The 22,017-nt window shown below is 58.4% G+C and carries 17 protein-coding genes, 1 tRNA gene and 1 pseudogene; 15 read left to right on the top strand and 4 right to left on the bottom strand.

Annotated elements, in window-relative coordinates:
- Positions 1 to 986, top strand: a pseudogene (locus tag QD336_RS23965) (DNA-directed RNA polymerase subunit beta'); the annotation flags it as partial.
- Between the two features lie 165 nt (positions 987 to 1,151).
- Here QD336_RS23965 and QD336_RS23970 read toward each other — a convergent pair.
- The 4 genes from QD336_RS23970 to QD336_RS23985 form a co-directional block, all read right to left on the bottom strand.
- Positions 1,152 to 2,177, bottom strand: a complete 1,026-nt coding sequence (locus tag QD336_RS23970) for a C40 family peptidase (protein WP_499172429.1) — start codon at positions 2,175 to 2,177, stop codon at positions 1,152 to 1,154.
- A gap of 12 nt (positions 2,178 to 2,189) precedes the next feature.
- Entirely contained in the window at positions 2,190 to 3,272 is a 1,083-nt protein-coding gene (locus tag QD336_RS23975; protein WP_269340822.1) for a helix-turn-helix transcriptional regulator, read from the bottom strand.
- A 98-nt stretch (positions 3,273 to 3,370) separates the two neighbouring features.
- Complete coding sequence (locus tag QD336_RS23980; RefSeq protein WP_499172430.1) at positions 3,371 to 3,721, bottom strand: VOC family protein; 351 nt, start codon at positions 3,719 to 3,721, stop codon at positions 3,371 to 3,373.
- A 12-nt stretch (positions 3,722 to 3,733) separates the two neighbouring features.
- Positions 3,734 to 4,027 carry a transcriptional regulator gene (locus QD336_RS23985; RefSeq protein WP_269340825.1) on the bottom strand — a complete coding sequence of 98 codons (294 nt, stop codon included), beginning with the start codon at positions 4,025 to 4,027 and terminating at the stop codon, positions 3,734 to 3,736.
- A gap of 527 nt (positions 4,028 to 4,554) precedes the next feature.
- Between QD336_RS23985 and rpsL the strand changes: the two genes are divergently transcribed.
- The 14 genes from rpsL to rpoC form a co-directional block, all read left to right on the top strand.
- Positions 4,555 to 4,926 carry a 30S ribosomal protein S12 gene (gene rpsL, locus QD336_RS23990; RefSeq protein WP_003507760.1) on the top strand — a complete coding sequence of 124 codons (372 nt, stop codon included), beginning with the start codon at positions 4,555 to 4,557 and terminating at the stop codon, positions 4,924 to 4,926.
- A gap of 77 nt (positions 4,927 to 5,003) precedes the next feature.
- Positions 5,004 to 5,474: a 30S ribosomal protein S7 gene (gene rpsG / locus QD336_RS23995; RefSeq protein ID WP_003507761.1), complete on the top strand. Its 471-nt coding sequence runs from the start codon at positions 5,004 to 5,006 to the stop codon at positions 5,472 to 5,474.
- A gap of 34 nt (positions 5,475 to 5,508) precedes the next feature.
- Positions 5,509 to 7,608 carry an elongation factor G gene (gene fusA, locus QD336_RS24000; protein WP_080834948.1) on the top strand — a complete coding sequence of 700 codons (2,100 nt, stop codon included), beginning with the start codon at positions 5,509 to 5,511 and terminating at the stop codon, positions 7,606 to 7,608.
- A gap of 66 nt (positions 7,609 to 7,674) precedes the next feature.
- The gene (gene tuf, locus QD336_RS24005; RefSeq protein WP_269340811.1) at positions 7,675 to 8,850 is read left to right on the top strand and encodes an elongation factor Tu; all 1,176 of its coding nucleotides are present in this window, start codon (positions 7,675 to 7,677) and stop codon (positions 8,848 to 8,850) included.
- 383 nt (positions 8,851 to 9,233) lie between these two features.
- On the top strand, positions 9,234 to 10,037 hold the full coding sequence (locus QD336_RS24010) for a glycosyltransferase (protein ID WP_499172431.1): 804 nt from the start codon (positions 9,234 to 9,236) through the stop codon (positions 10,035 to 10,037).
- Positions 10,038 to 10,345: 308 nt separating this feature from the next.
- Positions 10,346 to 10,421: transfer RNA gene (locus tag QD336_RS24015), tRNA-Trp, on the top strand.
- Between the two features lie 183 nt (positions 10,422 to 10,604).
- Positions 10,605 to 10,805: a preprotein translocase subunit SecE gene (gene secE, locus QD336_RS24020; RefSeq protein WP_003523719.1), complete on the top strand. Its 201-nt coding sequence runs from the start codon at positions 10,605 to 10,607 to the stop codon at positions 10,803 to 10,805.
- Positions 10,806 to 10,850: 45 nt separating this feature from the next.
- Entirely contained in the window at positions 10,851 to 11,381 is a 531-nt protein-coding gene (gene nusG, locus QD336_RS24025) for a transcription termination/antitermination protein NusG (RefSeq protein ID WP_003523721.1), read from the top strand.
- Positions 11,382 to 11,525: 144 nt separating this feature from the next.
- A complete protein-coding gene (gene rplK / locus QD336_RS24030) occupies positions 11,526 to 11,957 on the top strand; it encodes a 50S ribosomal protein L11 (RefSeq protein WP_003523723.1) in 432 nt (143 codons plus the stop codon).
- Between the two features lie 2 nt (positions 11,958 to 11,959).
- Positions 11,960 to 12,655, top strand: a complete 696-nt coding sequence (gene rplA / locus QD336_RS24035) for a 50S ribosomal protein L1 (protein ID WP_269340818.1) — start codon at positions 11,960 to 11,962, stop codon at positions 12,653 to 12,655.
- Positions 12,656 to 13,009: 354 nt separating this feature from the next.
- Complete coding sequence (gene rplJ, locus QD336_RS24040) at positions 13,010 to 13,528, top strand: 50S ribosomal protein L10 (protein ID WP_004442637.1); 519 nt, start codon at positions 13,010 to 13,012, stop codon at positions 13,526 to 13,528.
- Positions 13,529 to 13,587: 59 nt separating this feature from the next.
- On the top strand, positions 13,588 to 13,965 hold the full coding sequence (gene rplL / locus QD336_RS24045; RefSeq protein WP_004442635.1) for a 50S ribosomal protein L7/L12: 378 nt from the start codon (positions 13,588 to 13,590) through the stop codon (positions 13,963 to 13,965).
- A 263-nt stretch (positions 13,966 to 14,228) separates the two neighbouring features.
- Complete coding sequence (gene rpoB, locus QD336_RS24050; protein ID WP_499172433.1) at positions 14,229 to 18,365, top strand: DNA-directed RNA polymerase subunit beta; 4,137 nt, start codon at positions 14,229 to 14,231, stop codon at positions 18,363 to 18,365.
- A 180-nt stretch (positions 18,366 to 18,545) separates the two neighbouring features.
- The coding region (gene rpoC, locus QD336_RS24055; RefSeq protein ID WP_499172434.1) for a DNA-directed RNA polymerase subunit beta' at positions 18,546 to 22,017 on the top strand (3,472 nt) is incomplete at its 3' end.

Below are 22,017 nucleotides of genomic sequence, written 5' to 3' on the forward strand. Positions count from 1 at the left end.
AGGAGGACGCTTCCGGTGCTGTGGCGAAGCTTGCCCGTGGTGGCGAAGCCCGCTTCCAGCTTTCGGTCGACGCCATTCTGTCGGTCGAGCCGGGTTCCAAGGTCTCCCAGGGTGACGTGCTTGCACGTTCGCCGCTGGAAAGCGCCAAGACGAAGGACATCACCGGTGGTCTGCCGCGCGTTGCGGAACTGTTCGAAGCCCGCCGTCCGAAGGATCACGCCATCATCGCCGAGATCGATGGTACGATCCGCCTCGGCCGCGACTACAAGAACAAGCGTCGCGTGATGATCGAGCCTGCGGAAGACGGCGTCGAGCCGGTCGAATACCTGATCCCGAAGGGCAAGCCCTTCCATCTTCAGGAAGGCGACTACATCGAGAAGGGCGAATACATTCTCGACGGCAACCCGGCACCGCACGACATTCTGGCGATCAAGGGCGTGGAGGCTCTGGCTTCCTACCTCGTGAACGAAATCCAGGAAGTCTACCGACTGCAGGGCGTTGTGATCAACGACAAGCACATCGAAGTGATCGTTCGCCAGATGCTGCAGAAGGTTGAAATCACCGATGCCGGCGACAGCCAGTACATCGTTGGCGACAACGTCGATCGCATCGAGCTTGACGACAACAACGACCGCCTGATCGAAGAGGGCAAGAAGCCTGCCTATGGCGAGCCGGTTCTGCTCGGCATCACCAAGGCTTCGCTGCAGACGCCGTCCTTCATCTCGGCCGCATCCTTCCAGGAAACCACCAAGGTTCTCACGGAAGCTGCGATTGCCGGCAAGACGGACACGCTGCAGGGCCTCAAGGAAAACGTCATCGTCGGCCGTCTCATCCCGGCCGGTACTGGCGGCACCATGACGCAGATCCGCCGCATCGCCACCTCGCGCGACGACCTCATTCTCGAGGAACGCCGCAAGGGTACGGGCGCAGGCTCTGCCAACCAGATGCTGCAGGACATGACGGACCAGGCTCCGGCCGCCGAATAAGGTCAGACGAGGGCAGGGGCTTTGCGAAGCCCCGCCAAAGTTCAATGAAAAACGCCCGGAGCAATCCGGGCGTTTTTTTGTTCGGCTTTCTGCGTCAGGAGCTAACGGGTCTTCTGTACGTTCAAACCCGCGCTGTTTCATGATTTCGCCGGGGCGGCGCAGTCGTCAGCCCTGTTTTGCCACGCGCAAGGAGTCCGGGGCGCGAAGCACCCTGTCGCCCTTGATGCAGCTGATTGCGACGTGGTCGGCAACATTGCCGGTGATGATCTCGATGCAGTCGCGCTGCTTTCGAAGGACCACACCGATAAGCAGACGACTTGACGCTTCCGGCAAATTCGCGCGGCGGAATATGGCGAGCGTTCCCGGCCTGACATCGTCCTGCGGAAGCTCCACACCCCAGTTCTGCCAGGCAAGAAAGGACGGCGCCGCCCGCGGCGGTTCAAATCCGGCGCGGGTAACGACCCAGCTCAGAAAAGCCCCACCCCAGGGAACACCCTCGGTCGGCGTGTTCCAGCCGGCAACCGATCGCCAGTAGTCCGATATACGGTCCTTGTCCTGCTGGGTGCCGTTTTCATCAACGCCAACCTCGATCAGGGCCGCGCCGAGCAACTCCTTGGCTCCCTTGTCGGAGATCGACGAAAGGATAGCGAAGTCATCCGCGGTTGTTACCCATCTCGTGCTGGCGACGACCATATCGGTTGCGGCGGCTTGCGGCTGTGTGGGGGGTGCAGCGGGGAGGTCCCTTGCAAGTTCACCCGGTTTTTTCCAGTCGTTTGGAAGAAATTTCACGGTGATCTTTTCGCCGCGCCGCTGGATGCCGACGGCATCGCGGGCGATTTCAACCTGGCCGTTGTTTATTCGTTTGACGGTCATGATGTAGTTGTCCGGTTCGGCGTAAACGACGATGCTTCGTTCCGAGACCACGTCATAACGTGAATACCCCTCGGGATCGGCCTCTTCCGACGGTTTTCGTAGATATAGGCCGCGCTCGGCCAGAACTATCGGCTCATCGAATGACAGGTTCGCGGTGTGCGGATCGTAGAAATTCTCTATCTTTTGTGAAATCGCGGGTATGATTTTGGCCGTGAGATTATCGAATACTCCGATGGCCAACAGCGACAGGATCCAGATCACCGTGGACAGGACCCCTCTGCGTTTCAATTGGCTGATAATGCGCTTCCAGTCAGGCATTGCTCACCCTCTCTATCTTTGCTCACCGATAGTATAGCGTGTCAAAACGGAAAGGCGGCGAACGAGATCGGCCTGGCCGGTACTGCCGGTTTTGGCGTAGATCGACTTGGCGTTGCTGCGCACCGTTTCGTGGGAAATCTGCAATTGCTTCGCCACGGAGGGAAGTGAAAGCCCCTTCATGATTTCGAGCGCGACGCGGGCCTCGGCCTTGGTGAGATCGTAAAGCCCTTTCAGAAGCGGCGTGGCGTCGAGAACCGTGTCTGACGGCTGCGATATCAGAATGATGGCCGAGCCGTTCGGGGAGAGGTCCAGCGCATCCTTGCGCAGTGGTATGACGTGCAGGATGCAGGCCCTGTCTTCGGTCGGCAGGGGGAAAGAGCTGACGTTATGTCCGGCAAGAGCCTTGTAGAGCAGCCGGTTCACTCTCTCGTCGGAGATCACGATCCTGTCGCGGGCGCGGGTGGAAATACATTTCTGGATTGTCTGAAACAGGGTGTTGGCGGAAAGAACGCGGCCGCTCGCTTGAATGACCGCGGCGGGCGCGCCGATGACGTTGAGGCCGAGCGCCATGGCATCGGCTTTCTGCCGCTGCAGCCGGGTTGCAAGGGTGAGGCTGCGGGCAATGTGCGGCCTCAACCCGCCGAGCGCCGCCATGGTCTCCGGCCCGATGACGCCGCTCTCCAGCTTGCGTTCAAAAAGCACTGTCATTTCCGGATGGTCGGGCGGCGCAACCTGGGTCGCTGCGCCATACCCCAATCCGCGCGGCATGAGGAAATCACGCACGATCGGCAGCCCGGCCCATTCATCATGGGTGAAGACGTCGAAATCCTGCACGAAGGAAAATTGTCCCTCGCGGATCGCGCGGGTGAGGCGGTCGTTGCGGCGGTTCCAGCCGCCCTCCATGAAGGCCTGCATCAGCTCCTGCAAGTTCGGAGTGTAAAGCCAGGCTTCCTCCTCACCCTTGCCCCAGGTGAGGGCGCCACCCCAGAAATCCAGCCGGTGGCCGATGGTGGCAATCACCTTCGCCCAACGATCGGGGAAAAGTGCTGCCTCGTAAATGTCATCGATAATGTCTGCCGACGATATAGTATTCAACCCGTCACCGGAATCTTGTGTCGGGATTATTCTAAGCTCATATTTCGGTATTGTTCAACGGATAAAGTAATAATACTATTGTATCCAAAGTATATAATCTATGCGTGACTTAATATATTGATCAGCTTGCCGAAGGGGTCGCGCAGAAACAGCCGGCGCACACCCCAGGTTTCGGTAATAGGTCCATATTCGATCGGCAACCCTGCCTTCAGTATCTTCGCGTGGACCTCGTCGAAATCATCGACCTCGATGGAAAGGTCCGGCACTGCCGTGCCGGAACCGCCTTCGCGTGCGAAGCTGACCTGGGCGCGCGCCTCGAGCGGGCTGGCATGGGTGACGATCCAGCCGTGATCCATGGCGACGGACATGCCGAGAATATCGCCATAGAACGCCTGCGCCAGCGAGGGCTCCGGCGTTGCTATATTGGCGACGACACGTCTGACCGTCATGGCTCCCGCACCTCAGGCGAAGCGGATGATGGCGACTTCGCCTTCCAGCGCACCCTGATAGGCGGAAGCATGCGGCTCTTCATCCGGAACGTCGGTCAGCATGCCGATCTGGTCGAGATCGGCTTCGATGAAACCTTCCTCGGACAGTGCGTTCAGCGTCTCGCGCACGGCGGTGTCGTCGTCCGGCGCCCTGAGGATGACGTGGATGTCGATGCCTTCGGAATTGTCGGTCTCGTATGCCTTGCCGATGACGATGAAGACCATCGGCTCGTCGCGTCCATTATCGTTGTCGGGGAGGTTGCTCATGACGCGGTTCCTTGATCTTTCGTTGCTGTCATGCGGGCCGATGGAATCGGTCCCGCGGGTGGCGGAGCCGATCCGGCCCGCCCTCAGGGAATCAATAGACGGATTTTATGAAAAGCCAAAGCACGGAGGTCAAAATCGCTGCCTTCTGCGCCGACTTATGTTAAAGCGCGTTGGAAATGGCCCGGACGTGGGCTTTGCGGCCATGGGTGGTGGCGCAAAATGTGGATTCACCCTTGACGAAAGCTGGCTAAAACAGTAGTACGCCCGCCATCGGAGCCTCTGTGGGTGCTGGCCGTTCGGGATGCTTTTTCCCGAGCATCATCTCAAACGGGTCTCCATTGCACGTAGAAGACACGAATGTTGCACGCAAGACGCCTCATCCGGTGTCCTCTGCTCTTGGTGGTCCATCCGTGAAAACGGATCGGGCCACGTTTTGCGCATGAGGATATATGCGTGCATCGTCGCCGGCAACGGCATAGCCGCCACCCGTGAGGGTGGCTAAAGTAGTTTTTGCAAGGGATGGTTATATGCCTACCGTAAACCAGCTGATCCGCAAGCCTCGCCAGGCACAGGTAAAGCGCAACAAGGTTCCTGCTCTTCAGGAAAACCCGCAGAAGCGTGGTGTTTGCACCCGCGTTTACACGACGACCCCGAAGAAGCCGAACTCGGCTCTGCGTAAGGTTGCCAAGATCCGCCTCACCAACGGCTTTGAAGTCATCGGCTACATTCCGGGCGAAGGTCACAACCTTCAGGAACACTCCGTGGTCATGATCCGCGGCGGCCGCGTAAAGGACTTGCCGGGTGTGCGTTACCACATCATTCGCGGTGTTCTCGATACCCAGGGCGTCAAGAACCGCAAGCAGCGCCGCTCCAAGTACGGTGCGAAGCGTCCGAAGTAATTCGGGTTTAACAAATTCCGGCGCTGCGCGAGGTTCTCCGCGTGGTAAAGCGTCAATAACATTGAGAGACAAAGAATATGTCCCGTCGCCATAGTGCAGAAAAGCGTGAGATCAACCCGGACCCGAAGTTCGGCGATCTGGTCGTCACCAAGTTCATGAACGCCATCATGCTTCACGGCAAGAAGTCGGTCGCAGAAAGCATCGTTTACGGCGCGTTCGACGTCGTTCAGGGCAAGACGAAGCAGGAGCCGCTCGGCGTGTTCCACTCCGCCCTCGACAACGTTGCTCCGCACGTTGAAGTGCGTTCGCGCCGCGTTGGTGGTGCAACGTATCAGGTTCCGGTCGACGTTCGTCCCGAGCGCCGTCAGGCTCTGGCCATCCGCTGGCTGATCACCGCTGCACGCAAGCGCAACGAAACGACCATGGTCGATCGCCTTTCCGGCGAACTCATGGACGCTGCGAACAACCGCGGTTCTGCTGTCAAGAAGCGTGAAGACACGCACAAGATGGCCGACGCTAACCGCGCATTCTCGCATTACCGCTGGTAATCTTAAACGGTCGCATATCGAAAGGCAGTCCATTATGGCTCGCGAATATAAAATCGAAGACTACCGCAATTTCGGTATCATGGCGCATATCGACGCCGGCAAGACCACGACCACCGAGCGTATTCTTTATTACACCGGTAAGTCCCACAAGATCGGCGAAGTCCATGATGGCGCTGCCACGATGGACTGGATGGAGCAGGAGCAGGAGCGTGGTATCACCATCACCTCCGCAGCTACCACGACCTTCTGGAAGGGTCGCGACGGCAAGATGCGCCGCTTCAACATCATCGACACCCCCGGCCACGTTGACTTCACCATTGAAGTTGAGCGTTCGCTGCGCGTTCTCGACGGTGCCATCGCTCTTCTCGACGCCAACGCCGGTGTTGAGCCGCAGACGGAAACCGTCTGGCGTCAGGCTGAGAAGTATCATGTTCCGCGCATGATCTTCTGCAACAAGATGGACAAGACCGGTGCTGACTTCTACCGCTCGGTAGAAATGATCAAGACCCGTCTCGGCGCCATCGCCGTTGTCATGCAGCTGCCGATCGGCGCTGAGACCGAGTTCAAGGGCGTTATCGACCTGATCGAGATGAACGCACTCATCTGGCGCGACGAATCGCTCGGCGCTCAGTGGGACGTCGTCGAGATTCCGGACGACATGAAGGCCAAGGCTGACGAATATCGCGAAAAGCTGATCGAGACCGTTGTCGAGATCGACGAAGAAGCGATGGAAGACTACCTGAACGGCATCATGCCCGACAACGACAAGATCCGTGCGCTCGTTCGCCGCGGCACCATCGACGTGAAGTTCCACCCGATGTTCTGCGGTACCGCGTTCAAGAACAAGGGCGTTCAGCCGCTTCTCGACGCTGTTGTCGACTACCTGCCTTCTCCGCTGGACATCCCGGCGATCAAGGGCATCGACTTCAAGACCGAAGCTGAAATCGAGCGTCATGCCGACGACAGCGAGCCGCTTTCCATGCTCGCGTTCAAGATCATGAACGACCCCTTCGTTGGTTCGCTGACCTTCGCACGTATCTACTCGGGCAAGCTCGAAAAGGGTACGTCGGTCATCAACACGGTCAAGGACAAGCGCGAGCGCGTCGGCCGTATGCTGCAGATGCATTCCAACAGCCGTGAAGACATCGAAGAAGCCTTTGCCGGCGACATCGTTGCTCTGGCTGGCCTCAAGGAAACCACCACTGGCGACACGCTCTGCGATCCGCTGAAGCCGGTTATCCTCGAGCGCATGGAATTCCCCGAGCCGGTCATCCAGATCGCGATCGAGCCGAAGACCAAGGGCGACCAGGAAAAGATGGGCCTCGCGCTCAACCGTCTGGCTGCTGAAGATCCTTCGTTCCGCGTCAAGACCGACGAAGAGTCCGGTCAGACGATCATCGCAGGCATGGGCGAACTTCACCTCGACATTCTCGTTGACCGTATGCGTCGCGAGTTCAAGGTTGAAGCGACCGTCGGTGCTCCGCAGGTTGCCTACCGCGAAACCATCACGCGTCAGCACGAAGAAGACTACACGCACAAGAAGCAGTCCGGTGGTACCGGTCAGTTCGCTCGCGTGAAGATCATCTTCGAACCGAACCCCGAAGGCGAAGACTTCAAGTTCGAATCGAAGATCGTCGGTGGTGCTGTTCCGAAGGAATACATCCCGGGCGTTCAGAAGGGTATCGAAAGCGTTCTGTCTTCCGGTCCGCTCGCTGGCTTCCCGATGCTCGGCGTCAAGGCGACGCTGATCGACGGTGCATTCCACGATGTTGACTCGTCGGTTCTCGCCTTCGAAATCGCATCGCGTGCCTGCTTCCGTGAAGCAGCGAAGAAGGCTGGTGCACAGCTTCTCGAGCCGATGATGAAGGTCGAAGTCGTAACGCCGGAAGACTATGTCGGCGACGTTATCGGCGACCTGAACTCCCGTCGTGGTCAGATCCAGGGCCAGGAAAGCCGTGGTATCGCCGTCGTCATCAACGCGCATGTTCCGCTCGCGAACATGTTCAAGTACGTCGACAACCTGCGCTCCATGTCGCAGGGCCGTGCACAGTACTCGATGACGTTCGACCACTATTCGCCGGTTCCGTCGAACGTGGCGCAGGAAATCCAGGCAAAGTACTCCGGTCAGAAGTGATCGGGGTACGCCCCAAACGAGATTTGAAGATTATTCCCGTCAAGGGACAAGAATGGAGAGCCACTAATGGCAAAGAGCAAGTTTGAGCGGACGAAGCCGCACGTCAACATTGGCACGATCGGTCACGTTGACCATGGCAAGACGTCGCTGACGGCAGCAATCACGAAGTTCTTCGGCGAGTTCAAGGCGTATGACCAAATCGACGCTGCTCCGGAAGAAAAGGCTCGTGGTATCACGATTTCGACGGCGCACGTTGAGTATGAGACGCCGAACCGTCACTACGCTCACGTTGACTGCCCCGGCCACGCCGAYTACGTGAAGAACATGATCACCGGTGCTGCGCAGATGGACGGCGCGATCCTGGTTTGCTCGGCTGCCGACGGCCCGATGCCGCAGACCCGCGAGCACATCCTGCTTGCCCGTCAGGTTGGCGTTCCGGCGATCGTCGTGTTCCTCAACAAGGTTGACCAGGTTGACGACGCCGAGCTTCTCGAGCTCGTTGAGCTTGAAGTTCGCGAACTTCTGTCGTCCTATGACTTCCCGGGCGACGATATCCCGATCATCAAGGGTTCGGCACTTGCTGCTCTTGAAGATTCCGACAAGAAGATCGGTGAAGACGCGATCCGCGAGCTGATGGCTGCGGTTGACGCCTACATCCCGACGCCTGAGCGTCCGATCGACCAGCCGTTCCTGATGCCGATCGAAGACGTGTTCTCGATCTCCGGCCGTGGTACGGTTGTGACGGGTCGCGTTGAGCGCGGTATCGTGAAGGTTGGTGAAGAAGTCGAAATCGTCGGCATCCGTCCGACCTCGAAGACGACTGTTACCGGCGTTGAAATGTTCCGCAAGCTGCTCGACCAGGGCCAGGCCGGCGACAACATCGGTGCTCTCGTTCGCGGCGTTACCCGTGACGGCGTTGAGCGTGGTCAGATCCTGTGCAAGCCGGGTTCGGTCAAGCCGCACAAGAAGTTCATGGCAGAAGCCTACATCCTGACGAAGGAAGAAGGCGGCCGTCATACGCCGTTCTTCACGAACTACCGTCCGCAGTTCTACTTCCGTACGACGGACGTGACGGGCATCGTTTCGCTGCCGGAAGGCACGGAAATGGTTATGCCTGGCGACAACGTTACCGTTGAAGTCGAGCTGATCGTTCCGATCGCGATGGAAGAAAAGCTGCGCTTCGCTATCCGCGAAGGCGGCCGTACCGTCGGCGCCGGCATCGTTGCTTCGATCGTCGAGTAATATTCGATTGTGGTCGTCGTCGAATGTTCATTCGGCGATGACTTGACTGAATATCGTAAATTCAAAAGCGGCGGTGTCATCGGCACCGCCGCTTTTGTTTGTTGAAAATTATCCCGTCGGCGGCAGGTCGCTTGAAACAGGACGAAGAATTTCCTAGCTTCACCCCGGATAAAAGCAGCCTGTTATTGGTCTCATCTGATGTGTTGCGGTGTTTCCAGGCGCTGTTTCTATTGAGATCATAGTCCGGCTACTGAAAAGGTCTTTCCGGGACTGTTCGTCTGTCCGGCAGCGCATCCATGAGGGGTGTCGCGCGGGACGTCTGGACGACATGAAACCGGTCGCCCGATCCCATTATTCGTGATTTTCCGTCTGAGACCGTTTCCATGTCCGATTTAACTGTTGTGCTGACGAGTTGCCGACGCCCCGATCTTCTTGCCGGGACTCTCGATAGCTTTTTTTCGACGAATGACTATCCCCTGCACGAGTTCATCATCATAGAGGACTCGGACGACGTATCCGTTCTGGAGGTGGCGAAGCGCTATCCCGACCAGCCGATCCGGGTCATTCTCAACGGCGTCAATATGGGGCAGCACCGGTCGATCGACAGGGCCTATTCGGAAGTCACGACGCCCTATATTCTGCATCTGGAAGATGACTGGGCCTTTCCCGTCACCGGTGTCGTGCGCAGGGGTGTCGACATACTGAAACGCGACCCGGTGGTTAAGCTCGTTCAGCTGCGGACGGATGCCGACATGCCGGGCAACATTCGAAACATGGCCCGGGCGCCCGGCGATATCGGATACTGGCGTATACCGCCGACGGCGCACCGCGTCTGGCACAGCTTCACCTTCAACCCCACGGTGAAACGACTGGCGGATTACCGCGAATTGCCTGAGGGTTATGCCGGTTTCCGCACAGAGGCTGAGATCAGCCTGTACTACAAGGATCGCGGCGCGGTCATGGCCTGGCTTGCCGGCACGGACGTCAAGCATTCCGGCTTCGGGCGCAGCAATTACGGTTCCAAGTCGGGTCCGGGCTTTGGCGGGGTGCTCAAGAAGGTGAACCGCTTCTTCTCAATCGCGACGATTCAGAAATGGAAGCGTTCGGCATCCCGTCGCGTCGCGCATTTCAAGCGCAAATATCGCGAGCAGCAGGCGGCAAAAAAGACGCTCGACACCCGAAAATAGCGGTTAACCGTTCCGGTATGTGCCGGGTTTATCGACAGGGTGGGAAACGCCGGTCGCCCCGCACTGGTCCCGTGGGCGCTCGGGGAGGGCGTGCCGGCTTTTGGCCGGAAAATGCGTAAAAACCAAAGCTGTGGAGCGTGTCCGGCGATTCCGCCCGGATCGCCGAGGGTCTCGCGAAAATCCCGAAAGAGGGGTGTCGCATATTCTTCAGATGCTGCGTAAAAAAGCGCTTGCCATTCTTTTCCCTGCACCTTAAAGGAGCCCATACCGAATTGGCCAAGCGATTTCGCGGCCGATTCAGGTGACTAAGGGGTATAGCTCAGTTGGTAGAGCGGCGGTCTCCAAAACCGCAGGTCGGGGGTTCGAGCCCCTCTGCCCCTGCCACTTTCCATTCGCAAGCGCGGTTTTCGCTGCATGGCAGATGGGGCCGGTTTTCCGGCGAATTTCGCCGAATGTCGATTTCCTCTTGTTAAAAGTGGAATCGGCGTTTATGTAGGGTCAAAACAGACACGCGGTGCGTGGGGCTGATTAGTTCGGCTTTACGCGCCGTAATTGCGTGGGCAGTCAATGGCATCCAAAACCAATCCGTTTACGTTTCTGCAGCAGGTTCGCGCCGAAGCGTCAAAGATCACTTGGCCGTCGCGCCGCGAGACCATGATTTCGACGGCTATGGTGCTGGTGATGGTCATTTTTGCGGCTCTGTTCTTCTTTGCTGCGGACCAGCTCATCGGCTGGCTGCTCAGCCTGGTGCTGAACGTAGGCCGGTAACGGCACGGTCAAAGGCCCGGTAGAAGGATCGAACGGAGAATAAAAATGGCAGCGCGCTGGTACATCGTTCACGCATATTCGAATTTCGAAAAGAAGGTCGCCGAGTCGATCGAGGAAAAGGCCCGTCAGAAGGGTCTTGATCATCTTTTCGAGAAAATCCTCGTGCCGACCGAAAAGGTGGTCGAGGTGCGTCGCGGCCGCAAGGTCGATAGCGAGCGCAAGTTCTTTCCGGGTTACGTGCTTGTGCGCGCCAACCTGACGGATGAGGCCTATCACCTCATCAAGAACACGCCGAAGGTCACCGGTTTCCTCGGTTCGGACAGCAAGCCTGTTCCGATTCCCGATTATGAAGCTGAGCGCATCCTCGGTCAGGTTCAGGAAGGTGTCGAGCGTCCGAAGTCTTCGGTTTCGTTCGAGATCGGCGAGCAGGTTCGCGTTTCCGACGGTCCGTTCGCGTCGTTCAACGGCGTGGTTCAGGATGTCGACGAAGAGCGTTCGCGCCTGAAGGTGGAAGTTTCGATTTTCGGCCGCGCTACGCCGGTCGAGCTGGAATACAATCAGGTCGAGAAGGTCTGATTGGCGGGGTAAAGCCCCAAGCGCGTGGAAGGCAAACTGGCTCTTTAAGCCGGGGCAGGGCGCCGCACCACGCAACCGCAGCCGCCGGAGCGATCCGGCTTAAGAGAAGCCGGGTAACCGGTTTGAATTGAAAGGCAGAGAGATATGGCTAAGAAAGTTGCAGGCCAGCTCAAGTTGCAGGTAAAGGCCGGGGCGGCCAATCCGTCCCCGCCGATCGGTCCGGCACTTGGTCAGCGTGGCATTAACATCATGGAATTCTGCAAGGCGTTCAATGCCGCCACGCAGGAAATGGAAAAGGGTATGCCGATCCCGGTCGTCATCACCTATTACCAGGACAAGTCCTTCACCTTCGTCATGAAGCAGCCGCCGATGACCTACTGGCTGAAGAAGGAAGCGAAGATCACCTCCGGTTCCAAGACGCCTGGCAAGGGCGCCAAGGTCGGCTCCATCACCAAGGCTCAGGTCAAGACGATCGCTGAAGCCAAGATGAAGGATCTGAACGCAGCCGACATCGAAGGCGCAATGGCAATGGTTGAGGGCTCTGCCCGCGCCATGGGCCTGGAAGTGGTAGGTTGATCATGGCCAAGGTAGCAAAGCGCATTCAGAAGATCCGCGAAGGTGTGGATCCCAACAAGCTTTACGTTCTCACCGACGCCATCTCGATGGTCAAGGAACGTGCTGTCGCCAAGTTCGACGAAACCGTTGAAGTTTCGATGAACCTCGGCGTTGACCCGCGCCATGCGGACCAGATGGTTCGTGGCGTCGTCAACCTGCCGAACGGCACAGGCCGTGACGTTCGCGTTGCCGTTTTCGCCCGCGGCGTCAAGGCTGATGAAGCCACGGCTGCTGGCGCTGACATTGTTGGCGCTGAAGAACTGGTTGAAATCGTTCAGGGCGGCAAGATCGACTTCGATCGTTGCATCGCGACCCCGGACATGATGCCGCTCGTCGGCCGTCTCGGCAAGGTACTCGGCCCGCGTGGCATGATGCCGAACCCGAAGGTTGGTACGGTGACGATGGATGTTGCCGGCGCCGTCAAGGCGTCCAAGGGCGGCGCTGTCGAGTTCCGCGTCGAAAAGGCCGGTATCGTACACGCTGGCGTTGGCAAGGCTTCGTTCGACGCCAAGGCTCTTGAAGAAAACATCAAGGCTTTCGCTGATGCCGTCATCAAGGCAAAGCCGACCGGTGCCAAGGGCAACTACGTCAAGCGCGTCGCGATTTCCTCGACCATGGGTCCGGGCGTCAAGATCGACCCTTCGTCGGTCACCGCTTAATCAATTCTCGCGCTTCGTCATGAGGCGTGAATAAAAGAATTTCCGGCTCCCAGGGAGCCGGAGATTTCCGGGGAAACCCGGAACTCCTGTCCGAGATTGCGGGTGGCCTTGTCTTTCGGGATTTGGCCTTAATCATTTAGCCTGCATGAGACGGGTGAGGCTGGATTTGAGGCATCTGTCGATGCCTGACTGTCCGGTTCGAACCTGGTGTGCCTGTGCCTGAAGCCGTTTGCGGCGACAGAGCGGGGGACAGGATCCTCGAGCGTCGCTCGGGATCTTTGTAAAAAGGTCCCTTGGGGCAAAGGCAAACCCGACGGGTTCACATGTTGTGTTCCCGTCTACTGGAGACAGACAGTGGAAAGAGCGGAAAAACGCGAATTCGTCACGGAGCTGAACGAAGTCTTCAAGGCTTCCGGTTCGGTTGTCGTGGCCCACTATGCTGGTGTCACCGTTGCGCAGATGAACGACTTCCGTTCGAAGATGCGCGCTGCCGGAGGCACCGTCAAGGTCGCGAAGAACCGCCTGGCCAAGATCGCTCTTCAGGGTACGGAGTCGGAAGGGATGACCAATCTCTTCAAGGGACAGACGCTGATTGCATACAGCACTGACCCGATGATCGCTCCGAAAGTCGTCATGGATTTCGCCAAGACCAACGACAAAGTCGTTGTTCTCGGTGGTGCCATGGGCGCAACCACGCTCAACGCCGAAGCAGTCAAGTCGCTTGCGACCCTGCCTTCGCTGGACGAGCTGCGCGCAAAGCTGCTGGGCCTTCTCAATGCCCCGGCAACTCGCGTCGCTACGGTTGTCGCAGCACCTGCAAGCCAGCTGGCACGGGTGTTCTCGGCTTACGCCAAGAAGGACGAAGCCGCTTAAGGCGGTTTTTCGCTGTAAATATTCAAACTGGTTCGAACTGAACAAAAGGAACTATCAAAATGGCTGATCTCGCAAAGATCGTAGAAGACCTCTCCTCGCTGACCGTTCTGGAAGCTGCAGAACTGTCCAAGCTTCTCGAAGAAAAGTGGGGCGTTTCCGCTGCTGCTCCGGTAGCCGTTGCTGCTGCTGGCGGCGCTGCTGCTGCTGCTGCTCCGGAAGAAGAAAAGACCGAGTTCGACGTTATCCTGGTTGACGCTGGCGCCAACAAGATCAACGTCATCAAGGAAGTTCGCGGCATCACCGGCCTCGGCCTCAAGGAAGCCAAGGACCTCGTTGAAGGCGCTCCGAAGCCGGTCAAGGAAGCCGTTTCCAAGGCTGAAGCTGCTGATCTCAAGAAGAAGCTTGAGGACGCAGGCGCCAAGGTTGACGTTAAGTAATCTTGCGATTGCTGGCGGGAAGGGGCCTCGTGCCCCTTTCTGTCGTTATCGTTTTTAAAACTCATTACCCAAAAGCCGCGTGAAAATGGCTTTTGGGTAATGGGTTCTTCAAGAGAATGGTTCCGAACCGGCTCATCTAGGCAATCCGGCCTGATCGATCCGGGATGTGGAACGAGATTGATGATACCCATTGCTTGACGGGATCGACTGGCCATCGGTTCCCGTCCGTTGCAGGCCCGGATGCAATTTTTAAAGGAGCGACGATGGCTCAGACCCTTTCGTTTAACGGTCGCAGGCGCGTACGCAAGTTTTTCGGCAAAATTCCAGAAGTAGCGGAAATGCCGAACCTCATCGAGGTTCAGAAGGCTTCGTACGACCAGTTTCTCATGGTTGACGAGCCCAAGGGTGGCCGTCCCGACGAGGGATTGAATGCCGTATTCAAATCCGTATTCCCGATCACCGATTTTTCCGGCGCCTCCATGCTCGAATTCGTATCCTACGAATTCGAAGCGCCGAAGTTCGACGTCGAGGAATGCCGTCAGCGCGATCTGACCTACGCAGCGCCGCTCAAGGTGACGCTGCGCCTCATCGTGTTCGATATCGATGAAGATACGGGCGCGAAGTCCATCAAGGACATCAAGGAACAGTCCGTCTACATGGGCGACATGCCGCTCATGACCAATAACGGTACGTTCATCGTCAACGGTACCGAGCGCGTCATCGTTTCGCAGATGCACCGTTCGCCGGGCGTTTTCTTCGATCACGACAAGGGCAAGAGCCATTCTTCCGGCAAGCTGCTTTTCGCTGCCCGCGTCATTCCGTATCGCGGTTCCTGGCTCGACATCGAGTTCGACGCCAAGGACATCGTCTATGCGCGTATCGACCGTCGCCGCAAGCTGCCCGTGACCTCGCTGCTGATGGCGCTTGGCATGGATGGCGAAGACATTCTGTCGACCTTCTATACCAAGGCTTCCTACGAGCGCTCCGGCGATGGCTGGCGCATTCCGTTCCAGCCTGAGACGCTGAAGAATGCCAAGGTCATCACCGACATGATCGACGCCGATACCGGCGAAGTCGTTGTCGAAGGTGGCAAGAAGCTGACCCCGCGCCTCATCCGCCAGCTGACCGAAAAGGGCCTCAAGGCACTTAAGGCGACTGACGAGGACCTCTATGGCAACTTCCTCGCCGAAGACATCGTCAACTACGAGACGGGTGAAATCTATCTCGAAGCCGGCGACGAAATCGACGAGAAGACCCTCGGCCTCATCCTGCAGTCCGGCTTCGACGAGATTCCGGTTCTCAACATCGACCACGTCAATGTTGGCGCCTATATCCGCAATACGCTGTCTGCCGACAAGAACGAGAACCGCCAGGAAGCCCTGTTCGACATCTACCGCGTCATGCGTCCGGGTGAGCCGCCGACCATGGAATCGGCGGAAGCGATGTTCAACTCGCTGTTCTTCGATGCGGAGCGTTATGACCTGTCGGCCGTTGGCCGCGTGAAGATGAACATGCGCCTCGACCTCGACGCGGAAGACACCGTGCGCACGCTGCGCAAGGAAGACATCCTCGCCGTCGTCAAGATGCTGGTCGAACTGCGTGACGGCAAGGGCGAAATCGACGACATCGACAACCTCGGCAACCGCCGTGTTCGTTCTGTCGGCGAGCTGATGGAAAACCAGTATCGTCTCGGCCTTCTGCGCATGGAGCGTGCGATCAAGGAACGTATGTCCTCGATCGAAATCGACACCGTGATGCCGCAGGACCTGATCAACGCGAAGCCGGCTGCTGCCGCCGTTCGCGAATTCTTCGGTTCCTCGCAGCTGTCGCAGTTCATGGACCAGGTGAACCCGCTTTCGGAAATCACCCACAAGCGCCGTCTTTCGGCTCTTGGACCGGGTGGTCTGACCCGCGAGCGCGCCGGCTTCGAAGTCCGCGACGTTCACCCGACCCATTACGGCCGTATTTGCCCGATCGAAACGCCGGAAGGCCCGAACATCGGTCTGATCAACTCGCTTGCAACCTTTGCCCGCGTCAACAAGTACGGCTTCATCGAAAGCCCGTACCGCAAGATCACCGATGGCAAGGTTACCAACGACGTGATCTACCTCTCCGCCATGGAAGAGGCCAAGTATTACGTCGCGCAGGCCAATGCCGAGCTCGATGCCGAAGGCGCCTTCGTTGAAGAGTTCGTCGTCTGCCGTCACTCGGGCGAAGTTATGCTTGCACCGCGTGACAACATCAACCTGATGGACGTTTCGCCGAAGCAGCTCGTTTCGGTTGCAGCGGCTCTCATTCCGTTCCTGGAAAACGACGACGCCAACCGCGCTCTCATGGGCTCGAACATGCAGCGTCAGGCCGTTCCGCTTCTGCGCGCCGAGGCACCGTTCGTCGGTACCGGCATGGAGCCGATCGTTGCCCGTGACTCCGGCGCTGCCATTGCAGCCCGTCGTGGCGGTGTTGTCGATCAGGTGGATGCGACCCGTATCGTTATCCGCGCCACGGAAGACCTCGATGCCGGCAAGTCCGGTGTTGACATCTACCGTCTGCAGAAGTTCCAGCGTTCGAACCAGAATACCTGCGTCAACCAGCGTCCGCTGGTGTCCGTTGGCGACATCATCTCCAAGGGTGATATTATCGCGGACGGTCCGTCGACCGACCTCGGTGACCTGGCTCTCGGCCGCAACGCGCTCGTCGCGTTCATGCCCTGGAACGGCTACAACTACGAAGACTCGATCCTGATGTCGGAGCGTATCGTTTCCGACGACGTGTTCACCTCCATCCACATCGAAGAATTCGAAGTGATGGCGCGTGACACGAAGCTTGGTCCGGAAGAAATCACGCGCGACATTCCGAACGTTTCGGAAGAAGCACTGAAGAACCTCGACGAAGCCGGTATCGTTTACATCGGTGCGGAAGTTCAGCCGGGCGATATCCTCGTCGGCAAGATCACGCCGAAGGGCGAAAGCCCGATGACGCCGGAAGAAAAGCTTCTGCGCGCCATCTTCGGTGAAAAGGCTTCCGACGTTCGCGACACCTCCATGCGCATGCCTCCGGGCACGTTCGGTACGGTCGTGGAAGTCCGCGTCTTCAACCGTCACGGTGTGGAGAAGGACGAGCGCGCGATGGCTATCGAGCGCGAAGAGATCGAACGTCTGGCAAAGGACCGTGACGACGAGCAGGCGATCCTCGACCGTAACGTTTACGGCCGTCTGATCGACATGCTGCGTGGCCAGGTTTCCATCGCCGGTCCGAAGGGCTTCAAGAAGGGTGTGGAGCTTTCCAACGCCGTCGTTTCCGAATATCCCCGCTCGCAGTGGTGGATGTTCGCGGTCGAGGACGAGAAGGCCCAGTCCGAAATCGAAGCGCTTCGCGGCCAGTACGACGAATCCAAGTCGCGCCTTGAGCAGCGCTTCATGGACAAGGTCGAAAAGGTCCAGCGCGGCGATGAAATGCCTCCGGGCGTCATGAAGATGGTCAAGGTCTTTGTCGCTGTGAAGCGCAAGATCCAGCCGGGCGACAAGATGGCCGGCCGTCACGGTAACAAGGGCGTCGTCTCGCGTATCGTTCCGGTCGAGGACATGCCGTTCCTCGAAGACGGCACGCATGTCGACATCTGCTTGAACCCGCTCGGCGTGCCTTCGCGCATGAACGTCGGCCAGATCCTCGAAACCCACCTCGCATGGGCATGCGCAGGCATGGGCAAGAAGATCGGCGAGATGCTCGAAGAGTATCGCAAGACGATGGACATCAGCGAGCTTCGCAGCGAACTGACCGAAATCTATGCGAGTGAATCGCATGACGAGGTCCAGCGCTTCGACGACGAATCTCTGGTCAAGCTTGCCGAAGAAGCCAAGCGCGGTGTTTCCATCGCGACCCCGGTCTTCGACGGTGCGCATGAGCCCGACGTTGCCGCGATGCTGAAGAAGGCAGGTCTGCATGAATCCGGTCAGTCCGTTCTTTATGACGGCCGTACCGGTGAGCCGTTCGACCGCAAGGTCACCGTCGGCTACATGTACATGATCAAGCTGAACCACCTTGTCGACGACAAGATCCACGCTCGCTCGATCGGTCCTTACTCGCTCGTTACCCAGCAGCCGCTGGGCGGCAAGGCGCAGTTCGGCGGACAGCGCTTCGGGGAAATGGAAGTCTGGGCTCTGGAAGCATACGGCGCGGCTTACACGCTGCAGGAAATGCTCACCGTCAAGTCGGACGACGTGGCGGGCCGCACCAAGGTTTACGAAGCGATCGTCCGTGGCGACGACACCTTCGAAGCCGGTATTCCGGAGAGCTTCAACGTTCTCGTCAAGGAAATGCGGTCGCTTGGTCTTTCGGTCGAGCTGGAAAACTCGAAGATCGAGAACCAGTCCGAAGACCAGCTGCCCGACGCGGCGGAATAAAATGAGAGAGGCGGGCGCCTTCAAGGGCGCCTGCCGGTTCCCCGTCAGCCTCCGGTTGCCGAGGGACACTTTCGCCGCATTGTGCGGTTAATCCGTATTTAAAGCTCTGGACGGCGACCCGGGAAGAAGCCGGTCCGGATGCAAACAGGGGCAGCAGCTAGCCTCTCAAGGAGACAAGGCATGAACCAAGAGGTCATGAATCTTTTCAATCCTCAGGTGCCTGCGCAGCATTTCGATTCCATCCGGATTTCGATCGCTTCGCCGGAAAAAATCCTGTCGTGGTCCTACGGCGAGATCAAGAAGCCGGAAACCATCAACTACCGTACGTTCAAGCCGGAACGTGACGGTCTCTTCTGCGCGCGTATCTTCGGACCGATCAAGGATTACGAGTGCCTGTGCGGCAAGTACAAGCGCATGAAGTACAAGGGCATCATCTGCGAAAAGTGCGGCGTCGAAGTCACGCTGTCGCGCGTTCGCCGTGAGCGCATGGGCCATATCGAGCTCGCAGCGCCGGTTGCCCATATCTGGTTCCTGAAGTCGCTTCCTTCGCGTATCTCGACCCTGCTCGACATGACGCTGAAGGATGTCGAGCGCGTTCTCTATTTCGAGAACTACATCGTCACCGAGCCTGGCCTCACTTCGCTGAAGCAGAACCAGCTTCTGTCTGAAGAAGAGTACATGATCGCCGTCGACGAGTTCGGCGAAGACCAGTTCACCGCCATGATCGGTGCTGAAGCCATCTATGAGATGCTGGCTTCGATGAACCTCGAAAAGATCGCCGGCGACCTGCGTGCCGAACTTGCTGAGACCACCTCTGATCTCAAGCAGAAGAAGCTGATGAAGCGCCTGAAGATCGTCGAGAACTTCATGGAGAGCGGCAACCGTCCGGAATGGATGATCATGAAGGTCGTTCCGGTCATTCCGCCGGACCTGCGTCCGCTGGTTCCGCTGGATGGCGGCCGTTTTGCGACGTCCGACCTCAACGATCTCTATCGCCGCGTCATCAACCGTAACAACCGTCTGAAGCGCCTGATCGAGCTTCGCGCACCTGGCATCATCATCCGCAACGAAAAGCGTATGCTGCAGGAATCCGTCGATGCGCTGTTCGACAACGGCCGTCGCGGTCGCGTCATCACGGGTGCCAACAAGCGCCCGCTGAAGTCGCTCTCCGACATGCTCAAGGGCAAGCAGGGCCGCTTCCGCCAGAACCTTCTCGGCAAGCGCGTCGACTATTCCGGTCGTTCGGTCATCGTGACCGGTCCGGAACTGAAGCTGCACCAGTGCGGCCTGCCGAAGAAGATGGCGCTCGAACTGTTCAAGCCGTTCATCTACGCCCGTCTCGACGCCAAGGGTTACTCCTCGACCGTCAAGCAGGCCAAGAAGCTGGTTGAAAAGGAAAAGCCGGAAGTCTGGGATATCCTCGACGAGGTCATCCGCGAGCATCCGGTTCTCCTGAACCGCGCACCGACGCTGCACCGTCTGGGTATCCAGGCTTTCGAACCGATGCTGGTCGAAGGCAAGGCCATCCAGCTGCACCCGCTCGTCTGCACGGCCTTCAACGCCGACTTCGACGGTGACCAGATGGCTGTTCACGTTCCGCTTTCGCTGGAAGCCCAGCTGGAAGCACGCGTGCTGATGATGTCGACCAACAACATCCTGCATCCGGCGAACGGTCATCCGATCATCGTTCCTTCGCAGGACATGGTTCTTGGCCTGTATTACCTGTCGATCATGAACCAGAACGAGCCGGGCGAAGGCATGGCCTTCTCCGACATCGGTGAGCTGCATCACGCGCTTGAAAACAAGGTCGTGACGCTGCATGCCAAGATCCGTGGCCGCTTCAAGACCGTGGATGCCGATGGCAAGCCGGTTTCGAAGATCCATGAGACGACCCCCGGCCGTATGCTCATCGGCGAACTTCTGCCGAAGAACGTCAACGTGCCTTTCGACGTCTGCAACCAGGAAATGACCAAGAAGAACATCTCCAAGATGATCGACACGGTCTACCGTCATTGCGGCCAGAAAGACACGGTCATCTTCTGCGACCGCATCATGCAGCTCGGCTTTGCCCATGCCTGCCGCGCCGGCATTTCGTTCGGCAAGGACGACATGGTCATTCCGGACAGCAAGGTGAAGATCGTCGGCGACACCGAAGCTCTCGTGAAGGAATACGAACAGCAGTATAATGATGGTCTCATCACCCAGGGCGAAAAGTACAACAAGGTTGTCGACGCCTGGGGCAAGGCAACCGAGAAGGTCGCCGAAGAAATGATGGCACGCATCAAGGCTGTCGAGTTCGATCCGGAAACGGGCCGCCAGAAGCCGATGAACTCCATCTACATGATGTCCCACTCGGGCGCTCGTGGTTCTCCGAACCAGATGCGTCAGCTGGGCGGCATGCGCGGCCTGATGGCGAAGCCGTCGGGTGAAATCATCGAGACGCCGATCATCTCGAACTTCAAGGAAGGCCTGACCGTTAACGAGTACTTCAACTCGACCCACGGTGCCCGTAAGGGTCTCGCAGACACCGCCCTGAAGACCGCGAACTCGGGTTACCTGACCCGTCGTCTCGTCGACGTCGCGCAGGATTGCATCGTCAACTCCAGGGATTGCGGCACCGACAAGGGCCTCACCATGACCGCCATCGTCGATGCCGGTCAGGTCGTTGCCTCGCTCGGCGCACGTATCCTCGGCCGTACGGCTCTGGACGATATCGACAATCCGGTCACTGGCGAGAACATCGTCAAGGCTGGAACGCTGATCGACGAAGCCGACGTTGCTACCATCGAGAAGGCTGGTATCCAGTCCGTCCGCATCCGTTCGGCTCTGACCTGCGAAGTGCAGATCGGTGTCTGCGGCGTCTGCTACGGTCGTGACCTTGCACGCGGTACGCCTGTCAATATGGGCGAAGCGGTCGGCGTCATCGCCGCACAGTCGATCGGTGAACCGGGCACGCAGCTTACCATGCGTACGTTCCACCTTGGTGGTACGGCGAACGTGGTCGACCAGTCGTTCCTCGAAGCATCGTATGAAGGCACGATCCAGATCAAGAACCGCAACATTCTGCGGAACTCCGAAGGCGTTCTCATCGCCATGGGCCGTAACATGTCCGTTACGATCCTGGATGAGCGTGGCGCGGAACGTTCCACGCAGCGTGTGGCCTATGGTTCGAAGATCTTCGTGGATGATGGCGACAAGGTTAAGCGTGGCCAGCGTCTTGCAGAGTGGGACCCCTACACCCGTCCGATGATGACGGAAGTGGAAGGTACCGTTCACTTCGAAGACCTCGTCGACGGTCTCTCCGTTCTGGAAGCAACCGACGAATCCACCGGCATCACCAAGCGTCAGGTCATTGACTGGCGTTCGACGCCGCGCGGTTCGGACTTGAAGCCCGCGATCGTCATCAAGGACGCTTCCGGTGCTGTGGCGAAGCTTGCCCGTGGTGGCGAAGCCCGCTTCCAGCTTTCGGTCGACGCCATTCTGTCGGTCGAGCCGGGTTCCAAGGTCTCCCAGGGTGACGTGCTTGCACGTTCGCCGCTGGAAAGCGCCAAGACGAAGGACATCACCGGTGGTCTGCCGCGCGTTGCGGAACTGTTCGAAGCCCGCCGTCCGAAGGATCACGCCATCATCGCCGAGATCGATGGTACGATCC

The organism is Rhizobium sp. BR 250, from assembly GCF_047445855.1.
Taxonomy (GTDB): Bacteria; Pseudomonadota; Alphaproteobacteria; order Rhizobiales; family Rhizobiaceae; genus Agrobacterium; species Agrobacterium tumefaciens_I.

Excerpts from the sequence above, each read along its gene's own strand:
- QD336_RS23970 (WP_499172429.1), bottom strand. The coding sequence starts at position 2,177 with ATGCCTGACTGGAAGCGCATTATCAGCCAATTGAAACGCAGAGGGGTC.
- QD336_RS23980 (WP_499172430.1), bottom strand. The coding sequence starts at position 3,721 with ATGACGGTCAGACGTGTCGTCGCCAATATAGCAACGCCGGAGCCCTCG.
- QD336_RS23985 (WP_269340825.1), bottom strand. The coding sequence starts at position 4,027 with ATGAGCAACCTCCCCGACAACGATAATGGACGCGACGAGCCGATGGTC.
- rpsL (WP_003507760.1), top strand. The coding sequence starts at position 4,555 with ATGCCTACCGTAAACCAGCTGATCCGCAAGCCTCGCCAGGCACAGGTA.
- rpsG (WP_003507761.1), top strand. The coding sequence starts at position 5,004 with ATGTCCCGTCGCCATAGTGCAGAAAAGCGTGAGATCAACCCGGACCCG.
- fusA (WP_080834948.1), top strand. The coding sequence starts at position 5,509 with ATGGCTCGCGAATATAAAATCGAAGACTACCGCAATTTCGGTATCATG.
- QD336_RS24010 (WP_499172431.1), top strand. The coding sequence starts at position 9,234 with ATGTCCGATTTAACTGTTGTGCTGACGAGTTGCCGACGCCCCGATCTT.
- secE (WP_003523719.1), top strand. The coding sequence starts at position 10,605 with ATGGCATCCAAAACCAATCCGTTTACGTTTCTGCAGCAGGTTCGCGCC.
- nusG (WP_003523721.1), top strand. The coding sequence starts at position 10,851 with ATGGCAGCGCGCTGGTACATCGTTCACGCATATTCGAATTTCGAAAAG.
- rplK (WP_003523723.1), top strand. The coding sequence starts at position 11,526 with ATGGCTAAGAAAGTTGCAGGCCAGCTCAAGTTGCAGGTAAAGGCCGGG.
- rplA (WP_269340818.1), top strand. The coding sequence starts at position 11,960 with ATGGCCAAGGTAGCAAAGCGCATTCAGAAGATCCGCGAAGGTGTGGAT.
- rplL (WP_004442635.1), top strand. The coding sequence starts at position 13,588 with ATGGCTGATCTCGCAAAGATCGTAGAAGACCTCTCCTCGCTGACCGTT.
- rpoB (WP_499172433.1), top strand. The coding sequence starts at position 14,229 with ATGGCTCAGACCCTTTCGTTTAACGGTCGCAGGCGCGTACGCAAGTTT.